Below are 9,377 nucleotides of genomic sequence, written 5' to 3'. Positions count from 1 at the left end.
TTTGGGGTGCCTTGCACCCAGCGCGGGCAAGCCCGCTCGCCACACTGAGCAACCTGCACCATAGGCAATATCACCCGCCACAAAAAAGCCCCGGCTCTTGCGAGCCGGGGCTTTTCATTTGACGCTACAGCGGCTTAGCCGTTGAACACGTCGTCCACGCTTTTCAGCGGGTAGTGCTTCGGATACGGCAGGGTCGCCACGCCGGTCTCGATCGCGGCCTTGGCCACGGCATCGGAGATCACGGTGATCAGGCGGGAGTCCAGCGGCTTCGGAATGATGTACTCACGACCGAATTCCAACGAGTCGACGCCGTAGGCTTCGCACACTTCCTTCGGAACCGGCAGCTTGGCCAGATCCTTCAGGGCATTGGCGGCGGCGATCTTCATTTCTTCGTTGATGCGCTTGGCGCGAACGTCCAGGGCGCCACGGAAGATGAACGGGAAACCCAGGACGTTGTTGACCTGGTTCGGGAAGTCCGAACGACCGGTGGCCATGATCACGTCGCTACGGGTGGCGTGGGCCAGCGCAGGGGCGATTTCCGGATCAGGGTTCGAGCAGGCGAACACGATCGGGTTGGCCGCCATCGACTTCAGGCCTTCAGCGCTCAGCAGGTTCGGACCGGACAGGCCGACGAACACGTCGGCACCTTCCAGGGCATCAGCCAGGGTACGCTTGTCGGTCGCGTGGGCGAAAACCGCCTTGTACTGGTTCAGGTCGTCACGGCCGGAGTGGATCACGCCACTACGGTCGATCATGAAGATGTTTTCGATCTTCGCACCCATGCTCACCAGCAGCTTCATGCAGGAGATCGCGGCAGCGCCGGCGCCCAGGCAGACGATCTTCGCTTCAGGCAGGGTCTTGCCGGCGATTTCCAGGGCGTTGATCATGCCGGCCGCGGTGACGATCGCGGTACCATGCTGGTCATCGTGGAACACCGGAATGTCGCACTGTTCGATCAGCGCGCGCTCGATCTCGAAGCACTCGGGTGCCTTGATGTCTTCCAGGTTGATGCCGCCGAAGGTGATGGAGATGCGCTTGACGGTGTCGATGAAGGCCTGCGGGCTTTCCGAGTCGACTTCGATGTCGAACACGTCGATACCGGCGAAACGCTTGAACAGTACGCCCTTGCCCTCCATGACCGGCTTGGAGGCCAGTGGACCGAGGTTACCCAGGCCAAGGATCGCGGTGCCGTCGGAAATGACCGCAACCAGGTTGCCCTTGCCAGTGTACTTGTAGGCCAGCTCGGGATCGCGACCGATTTCACGCACCGGCTCGGCAACACCTGGGCTGTAGGCCAGCGACAGGTCGCGGGCGGTCGCAGTGGCTTTGGTGAGTTCGACGCTCAGCTTCCCGGGACGAGGGTTGGCGTGATATTCGAGAGCGGCAGTTTTCAAATCTGACATGTGGGCATTCCGCTTTTTACTGTGGGACAGACGAACCGCCGAGGATACGCGTGTCGCAAAATCCTAACAAGACTGACCAGTCACCGGTGTCAAGGGTCGCAACCTACGACTTTGGCCCAAGAGCCACGGAATACAAGGCGCCAACTGTTCACAATCGAGACTAAAAATGTCTACAATTTTTCTCGAAAGGCCAGCTTGATCACCCCAGGATCACTTCAAGCATAGCAGCCGGCACGAACCTGCCCTGCCGCCGACAACCAGACAACCAACCTTGCGCCCACAAAAAAGGCGCTCACAAGGAGCGCCTTCTTCATCAGCGTGGAACAGCCCTTCAGGCCGCCCAGGAAAAAAGCCTTAGGCCTTCTTCGCACCGAATGCACCGAAACGATCGGCGAACTTCTGAACGCGGCCGCCGGTGTCCAGAGTCTTCTGCTTACCGGTGTAGAACGGGTGGCACTCGTTGCACACGTCGATGGCCAGAGGCTTGGCGAAGGTCGAGCGGGTTTCGAACTTGTTGCCGCAGCTGCAGGTAACGGCAACAACTGGGTATTCTGGATGAACGTCTGGTTTCATGGTGACTTCCTCGGCTAGCGTGCCGCCGCCCAACACTATTGTTGAACACCGCACGTAATTTGGCCGGCGATGATACCACCCTTGCAGAATGAAGCAAGCTGTCACCGGCACCAGTCGTCTGCTAGGCTCGCGCCCTTCTTCATCGCCACTATCCGGGATAACCGCGTGTCCGAAGCCATTCTGCGCCTCGCCCTGCCTTCGCCCTTGCGCCGGCTGTTCGACTACCGGGCGCCCAAGGGAGTGCCGCGCCACGCGCTGCATCCCGGCATGCGGCTCCGGGTGCCGTTCGGGCGACGGGAAATGATCGGCATTCTGGTCGAAGTGGCCGAGCACAGCGAAGTCCCGGCGGACAAGCTCAAGCCGGCGCTGGCCCTGCTCGATGCCACGCCACCGCTGCCACCGGCGCTGTTCAAGCTGTGCCTGTGGACCGCCCAGTATTACCAGCACAGTCTCGGCGACACCCTGAGCTGGGCCCTGCCGGTCCTGCTGCGCCAGGGCGAGCCGGCCGAGGCGCGCCAGGAGCGGTTCTGGTCGATGGCCCCCGGTGCGCGCCTGGACGACCCGCGGATCGCACGCGCACCACGCCAGCGCGAAGCCCTGGCCACCCTGGCCCAGCATCCCCACGGCGTGGCGCATCAACTGCTGGGCAAACTGCAACTGAGCAAAGACAGCCTCGACCTGCTGCTGGCCAAGGATCTGGTGCAGGTGGAAATCCGCCGCCACGCCCCCGGCGAGCGTCACGAACACTGGCTGGCACAGCCGGAATTACCGCTCAACGAGGAGCAACGCGCCGCCTGCACGGCGATCCGCGCCGGCTTCGACAGCTTTCATGCCTTCCTGCTGGCCGGCGTCACCGGCAGCGGCAAGACCGAAGTCTATCTGCAACTGATCCGCGAAACCCTCGAGGCCGGCAAGCAGGCCCTGGTGCTGATCCCCGAGATCAACCTCGGCCCACAGACCCTGGCGCGTTTCGAGCAGCGCTTCAATGCGCGGATCGCCCTGCTGCACTCGGCCGTCAACGATCGCGAACGCCTGGATGCCTGGCTGGCCGCCCGGGACGGCGAGGCCGATATCATCATCGGCACCCGCTCGGCGCTGTTCACCCCGATGAAGAATCCCGGGCTGATCATCATCGACGAAGAACACGATGGCTCCTATAAACAGCAGGAAGGTCTGCGCTACCACGCCCGCGACCTGGCCCTGGTCCGCGCCCGCCAGGAAAACATCCCGATCGTGCTGGGTTCCGCCACCCCTTCCCTGGAAAGCCTGCACAACGCCCACATCGGCCGCTACGGCCTGCTGCGCCTGACCCAGCGCGCCGGCGGCGCCAAGGAGCCACGCTTCCTGCGCCTGGATGTGAAAAGCCGTCCCCTGGACAGCGGCATCTCCGGGCCGATGCAACAAGCCATCGGCCAGACGCTCGCCGCCGGCCAGCAGGTGCTGGTGTTCCTCAACCGCCGGGGTTTCGCGCCGACGCTGCTGTGCCACGACTGCGGCTGGATGTCCGAGTGCTCGCGCTGCGATGCGCGCATGACCGTGCACCAACGCTACGGCGAACTGCGCTGCCACCATTGCGGCAACGTCGAGCGGGTGCCACGGAATTGCCCGCAATGCGGCAAGGTCGACCTGCGTCCGGTTGGCGCCGGCACCGAGCGTGCCGAAGAGCGTCTGGCGATCCTGTTTCCCGACTACCCGGTATTGCGGGTCGACCGCGACAGCACGTCGCGCAAGGACGCGATGAACCAGTTGTTCGCCACCATCCAGAAAGGCCACCCGTGCATCCTGGTCGGCACGCAGATGCTCGCCAAGGGGCACCATTTCCCGCGGGTGACCCTGGTCTCGATCCTCGACGCCGACGGAGGCCTGTTCTCCGGCGACTTCCGCGCCAGCGAGCGCATGGCCCAGTTGATCGTCCAGGTCGCGGGCCGGGCCGGGCGGGCGGAGGAGCCGGGCAAGGTGATCATCCAGACCCACCTGGCGGATCATCCATTGCTGGTGCAATTGACCGAGCAGGGCTATTTCGCCTTTGCCGAGCAGGCCCTGAGCGAGCGCCGCGCCGCCGGCCTGCCGCCGTTCGCACACCTGGCCCTGTTGCGCGCCGAAGCCCACAAGCCGGGGCAGGCGGAGGGTTTTCTCGATGAAGCCTGCAGCGAGGCGGAACGCCTGCTGGATGAGATGGGCCTGGGCGGTATCGAACTGCTGGGGCCGGTGCCGGCGCCGATGGAGCGCCGCGCCGGGCGCTTCCGGGCGCAACTGCTGCTGCAGGCAAACGCCCGGGCACCGCTGCATCGGCTGCTGAGCCATTGGCTGCTGGTGCTGGAGCAGATGCCGGGGGGGCGGCAGGTCAGGTGGTCGCTGGATGTCGATCCGGTAGACCTCTATTGATCGGGGCGACCCTTTCGCGGGCAAGTCGGATCGCCGCCCGCTCCTACAAGGTCGGCGTCGAGCACAAAACTCGTGTACGGCACGGACCTGTAGGAGCGTGGCTTGCCCGCGAAAGGCCCCCTCGAACACCACAAGTCCGCAACCGGTTGGCAAGCTCGCCCCGGCAACGGATAATATCCAGTTTTTCCACCTGCGCCTTGGGCGCCGCCGCGCTCGCGGTCGAAAGAGAAGACCATGAAAGACACCATTCGCCAGCTGATCCAACAAGCCCTCACCCAACTCGTCAACGAAGGTGTGTTGCCTGAAGGCCTGACGCCGGCGATCCAGGTCGAGAACACCCGCGACAAGACCCATGGCGATTTCGCCAGCAACATCGCCATGATGCTGGCCAAGCCCGCCGGCCTGAAGCCGCGCGACCTGGCGGAAAAGCTGATCGCCGCCCTGCCGGCCAATGAGAACGTCAGCAAGGCGGAAATCGCCGGCCCGGGTTTCATCAACTTCTTCCAGAACACCCAGGCCCTGGCCTCGCGCCTGGACGCCGCCCTGGCCGACGCCAGCCTCGGCGTACGCAAGGCCGGCGCGGCCCAGCGCACCGTGGTCGACCTGTCGGCACCGAACCTGGCCAAGGAAATGCACGTCGGCCATCTGCGTTCGACCATCATCGGCGATGGCGTGGCGCGGGTCCTGGAGTTCCTCGGCGACACCGTGATCCGCCAGAACCACGTCGGCGACTGGGGCACTCAGTTCGGCATGCTGATGGCCTACCTGCAGGAAAACCCGATCACCAGCGACGAGCTGTCGGACCTGGAGAACTTCTACCGCGCCGCCAAGCAGCGCTTCGACGAGTCGCCCGAATTCGCCGACCGTGCCCGCGGCCTGGTGGTCAAGCTGCAGGCCGGCGACGCCGACTGCCTGGCCCTGTGGACCCGCTTCAAGGACATTTCGCTGTCGCACTGCCAGAAGATCTACGAACTGCTCAACGTCAAGCTGACCATGGCCGACGTCATGGGCGAAAGCGCCTACAACGACGACCTGATCAACGTGGTCAACGATCTCAAGGCCGCCGGCCTGCTGGTCGAGAGCAACGGTGCCCAGTGCGTGTTCCTCGACGAGTTCAAGAATGCCGAAGGCGAACCGCTGCCGGTGATCATCGTCAAGGCCGACGGTGGCTACCTCTACGCCACCACCGACCTGGCCGCCGTGCGCTACCGCAGCCGCCAGCTCAAGGCCGACCGTGCCCTGTACTTCGTCGATCAGCGCCAGGCCCTGCACTTCCAGCAGGTGTTCGCGGTGGCACGCAAGGCCGGCTTCGTGACCCATCCGATGGAAATGGAGCACATGGGCTTCGGCACCATGAACGGCGCCGACGGCCGTCCGTTCAAGACCCGCGACGGTGGCACGGTCAAGCTGATCGACCTGCTGACCGAAGCCCAGGAACGCGCCTACAGCCTGGTCAAGGAAAAGAACCCGGACCTGGCCGAGGCCGAGCTGCGCGAAATCGCCCGCGTGGTGGGCATCGGCGCGGTGAAGTACGCCGACCTGTCCAAGCACCGCACCAGCGACTACAGCTTCAACTTCGACCTGATGCTCAACTTCGAAGGCAACACCGCGCCTTACCTGTTGTACGCCTACACGCGCGTGTCCGGTGTATTCCGCAAGCTGGGCAAGGACTTCAGCGAGGTCGACGGGCAGATCGTCCTCGAAGCCGCCCACGAGCAGGAGCTGGCGGCGAAGCTGGCGCAGTTCTCCGAAGTACTCAATAACGTCGCCGAGAAAGGCACGCCGCACATCCTCTGCACCTACCTGTACGATGTCGCCGGCCTGTTCTCCAGCTTCTACGAGAACTGCCCGATCCTCGGCGCCGACACCCCGGCCCGCATGCAGAGCCGCCTGCGCCTGGCGGCACTGAGCGGTCGCACCCTCAAGCAAGGCCTGGAGCTGCTGGGCCTGGAAACCCTGGAGCGCATGTAAGTTGGCCGCGAAGAAAAAACCCGCACCGAAACGCGGCGCCAGCCGCTACCAGGCCCCCGAAAAGAAGCCGATCCCGGGCTGGTTATGGCTGGCCATCGGGCTGGGTGTCGGCGCCTTCATCGTTTTCCTGATGAAACTGGAACCGGGCAAGGGCGATGACGTCAAGCGCGTGCGCCAGGAGCAGCAGAAAGCCGCCAAGGTGGCCGAAGCCAACAAGACGCCGCCGAGCCCGACCCAGCCGGTGAAGCCCAAGTACGACTTCTACACCCTGCTGCCGGAATCGGAGGTCATCGTGCCGCCGGAAGCCGTGCCGGAGAAAACCCTGCCGACGCCGCAGACCGTGCCGACTCCGCAGACGCCGGTGACCCCGGCCGAAGCGGCGAAGATCGACACCGCCCGGGCCCAGGCGGCGCTGGCCGGGATTACCCCGCCACCGCCGCCACCGGTGGCCAAGGCGGAGCCGGCGCCGGTGACGAAGTTCTTCCTGCAGGCCGGTTCGTTCCGCAAGGAGGCCGACGCGGACAAGGTTCGCGCGCAGATCATCCTGCTCGGCCAGGCAGTTTCGGTCGAGTCGGGCACGGTGAAGGACGAGACCTGGTATCGGGTGCTGGTCGGCCCGTTCAGCAACCGCGAGCAACTGACCACGGCGCAGAAACAGCTGGCCGCCAGCGGTTTCAGCAATCTGTTGTTACAACAACGCCAGAGCCGCTGAAACTCGCGGCCCTGCGCGAGAAGGCCCATTCGCTGGCAAGCCAGGCTCCTGTAAGAGCCGGCTTGCTGGCGTTCCGCCAAAGGCGGCCATTCAACACCCCGTGGTGATAGCCGCACCGTCATCGCCAGCAAGCGGAGCGCCGCCCGGCCGTCTCCCACAGAACTGTGCACACCTTTCCTACACCACTCGTCCCCCAACCTGACCCAAGGTTGAAAATCCCTGCACCACCCCCATATGAGTTTCCATCAGGCATTTTCGCCCCGCTGCGTGGAGACACTCCCTTGACCACCATCGTTTCAGTTCGCCGCCACGGCAAAGTCGTCATGGGTGGCGACGGCCAGGTTTCCCTCGGCAATACCGTCATGAAGGGCAACGCCAAGAAAGTCCGCCGCCTCTATCACGGCCAGGTACTCGCCGGTTTCGCCGGTGCCACCGCCGACGCCTTCACCCTGTTCGAACGTTTCGAAGGCCAGCTCGAGAAACATCAGGGCCACCTGGTCCGGGCCGCCGTCGAACTGGCCAAGGAATGGCGTACCGACCGCTCCCTGAGCCGCCTGGAAGCCATGCTGGCGGTCGCCAACAAGGACGCCTCGCTGATCATCACCGGCAACGGCGACGTGGTCGAGCCTGAACACGGCCTGATCGCCATGGGCTCTGGTGGCAACTACGCCCAGGCCGCAGCCAGTGCCCTGCTGAAGAAGACCGACCTGTCGGCCCGCGAAATCGTCGAGACCGCCCTCGGCATCGCCGGCGACATTTGCGTATTCACCAATCACCACTTCACAATTGAGGAGCAGGACCTCGCGGAATAAGGAGTGCCAGACCTGTATCCAACCTGACCCCTACCGCTTGAGGCCCCACATATCATGTCCATGACTCCCCGCGAAATCGTCCACGAACTCAATCGCCATATCATCGGCCAGGACGATGCCAAGCGCGCTGTAGCCATTGCCCTGCGCAACCGCTGGCGCCGGATGCAGCTCCCTGAAGAGCTGCGCGTCGAAGTGACCCCCAAGAACATCCTGATGATCGGCCCGACCGGCGTCGGCAAGACCGAGATCGCCCGGCGTCTGGCCAAGCTGGCCAACGCCCCGTTCATCAAGGTCGAAGCGACCAAGTTCACCGAAGTCGGCTACGTCGGCCGCGATGTCGAATCGATCATCCGCGACCTCGCGGACGCCGCGATCAAGCTGCTGCGCGAACAGGAGATGGTCAAGGTCCGTCACCGTGCCGAAGACGCCGCCGAGGAGCGTATCCTCGACGCCCTGCTGCCGCCAGCCCGCTCGGGGTTCAACGAAGAGGCCCAGCCGAGCCAGGATTCCAACACCCGCCAACTGTTCCGCAAGCGCCTGCGCGAAGGCCAGTTGGACGACAAGGAGATCGAGATCGAAGTCGCCGAGCACACCGGCGTCGACATCTCCGCGCCACCGGGCATGGAGGAGATGACCAATCAGTTGCAGAGCCTGTTCGCCAACATGGGCAAGGGCAAGCGCAAAAGCCGCAAGCTCAAGGTCAAGGAAGCGCTCAAGCTGGTACGCGACGAGGAAGCCGGGCGCCTGGTCAACGACGAGGAACTCAAGGCCAAGGCCCTCGAGGCGGTCGAGCAGAACGGGATCGTGTTCATCGACGAAATCGACAAGGTCGCCAAGCGCGGCAATGTCGGCGGCGCCGATGTGTCCCGTGAAGGCGTGCAGCGCGACCTGCTGCCACTGATCGAAGGCTGCACCGTCAATACCAAGCTGGGCATGGTCAAGACCGACCACATCCTGTTCATCGCTTCCGGTGCGTTCCACCTGAGCAAGCCGAGCGACCTGGTCCCCGAGCTGCAGGGCCGCCTGCCGATCCGTGTCGAACTCAAGGCGCTGAGCCCGGAAGACTTCGAGCGCATCCTCAGTGAGCCGCACGCTTCGCTGACCGAGCAGTATCGCGAACTGCTGAAGACCGAAGGCTTGAACATCGAGTTCCAGCCGGAGGGCATCAAGCGTCTGGCGGAGATCGCCTGGCAGGTCAACGAGAAGACCGAGAACATCGGCGCCCGTCGCCTGCACACGCTGCTGGAGCGACTGCTCGAGGAAGTCTCGTTCAGTGCCGGCGACATGGCCGGCACCCAGGGCGCCGAGCCGCTGCGCATCGACGCCGACTACGTCAACAGCCACCTTGGCGAATTGGCGCAGAACGAAGACCTGTCGCGGTATATCCTGTAAGAAACACCGCTCCCCCTCTTTTCCGTGGGAGCGGGCTTGCCCGCGAAGGGGCCCTGAAGGCCGCCAAAAAGCTTCGCGGGCAAGCCCGCTCCCACAAAAAAGAGGGGAAGGTTCTTACAACGACAGGTC

7 protein-coding genes are annotated in these 9,377 nt (G+C 64.2%); 5 read left to right on the top strand and 2 right to left on the bottom strand.

From position 1 onward, the window contains the following. Positions 1-134: 134 nt before the first annotated feature. The gene (locus K675_RS0101625; RefSeq protein WP_017901762.1) at positions 135-1,403 is read right to left on the bottom strand and encodes a malic enzyme-like NAD(P)-binding protein; all 1,269 of its coding nucleotides are present in this window, start codon (positions 1,401-1,403) and stop codon (positions 135-137) included. Between the two features lie 354 nt (positions 1,404-1,757). Further along, complete coding sequence (gene rpmE, locus K675_RS0101620; protein WP_017901761.1) at positions 1,758-1,976, bottom strand: 50S ribosomal protein L31; 219 nt, start codon at positions 1,974-1,976, stop codon at positions 1,758-1,760. Between the two features lie 165 nt (positions 1,977-2,141). On the opposite strand from rpmE, the gene K675_RS0101615 reads away from it, so the two are divergent. The 5 genes from K675_RS0101615 to hslU all read left to right on the top strand — a co-directional run bounded on the left by K675_RS0101615 (position 2,142) and on the right by hslU (position 9,248). Then, positions 2,142-4,361, top strand: coding sequence for a primosomal protein N' (locus K675_RS0101615; RefSeq protein WP_017901760.1), 2,220 nt, complete (start codon positions 2,142-2,144; stop codon positions 4,359-4,361). A gap of 234 nt (positions 4,362-4,595) precedes the next feature. Continuing rightward, positions 4,596-6,332 (top strand): arginine--tRNA ligase, encoded by a 1,737-nt coding sequence (gene argS, locus K675_RS0101610; RefSeq protein WP_017901759.1) that lies wholly within the window; start codon positions 4,596-4,598, stop codon positions 6,330-6,332. 1 nt (position 6,333) lies between these two features. Continuing rightward, on the top strand, positions 6,334-7,044 hold the full coding sequence (locus K675_RS0101605; RefSeq protein WP_017901758.1) for an SPOR domain-containing protein: 711 nt from the start codon (positions 6,334-6,336) through the stop codon (positions 7,042-7,044). Between the two features lie 281 nt (positions 7,045-7,325). After that, entirely contained in the window at positions 7,326-7,856 is a 531-nt protein-coding gene (gene hslV, locus K675_RS0101600) for an ATP-dependent protease subunit HslV (RefSeq protein ID WP_017901757.1), read from the top strand. Between the two features lie 54 nt (positions 7,857-7,910). Then, positions 7,911-9,248 (top strand): ATP-dependent protease ATPase subunit HslU, encoded by a 1,338-nt coding sequence (gene hslU / locus K675_RS0101595; protein ID WP_017901756.1) that lies wholly within the window; start codon positions 7,911-7,913, stop codon positions 9,246-9,248. The last annotated feature ends 129 nt before the right edge of the window (positions 9,249-9,377 follow it).

Origin of the sequence: Pseudomonas fuscovaginae SE-1, from assembly GCF_000364705.1 — a bacterium.
GTDB lineage: Bacteria > Pseudomonadota > Gammaproteobacteria > Pseudomonadales > Pseudomonadaceae > Aquipseudomonas > Aquipseudomonas fuscovaginae_A.
Note: the sequence above shows the minus strand (reverse complement) of the source record. Positions and strands in the feature narration are given on the sequence as shown.

Coding starts and splice junctions, on each gene's coding strand:
- rpmE (WP_017901761.1), bottom strand. CDS start 1,976: ATGAAACCAGACGTTCATCCAGAATACCCAGTTGTTGCCGTTACCTGC.
- K675_RS0101625 (WP_017901762.1), bottom strand. CDS start 1,403: ATGTCAGATTTGAAAACTGCCGCTCTCGAATATCACGCCAACCCTCGT.
- hslU (WP_017901756.1), top strand. CDS start 7,911: ATGTCCATGACTCCCCGCGAAATCGTCCACGAACTCAATCGCCATATC.
- argS (WP_017901759.1), top strand. CDS start 4,596: ATGAAAGACACCATTCGCCAGCTGATCCAACAAGCCCTCACCCAACTC.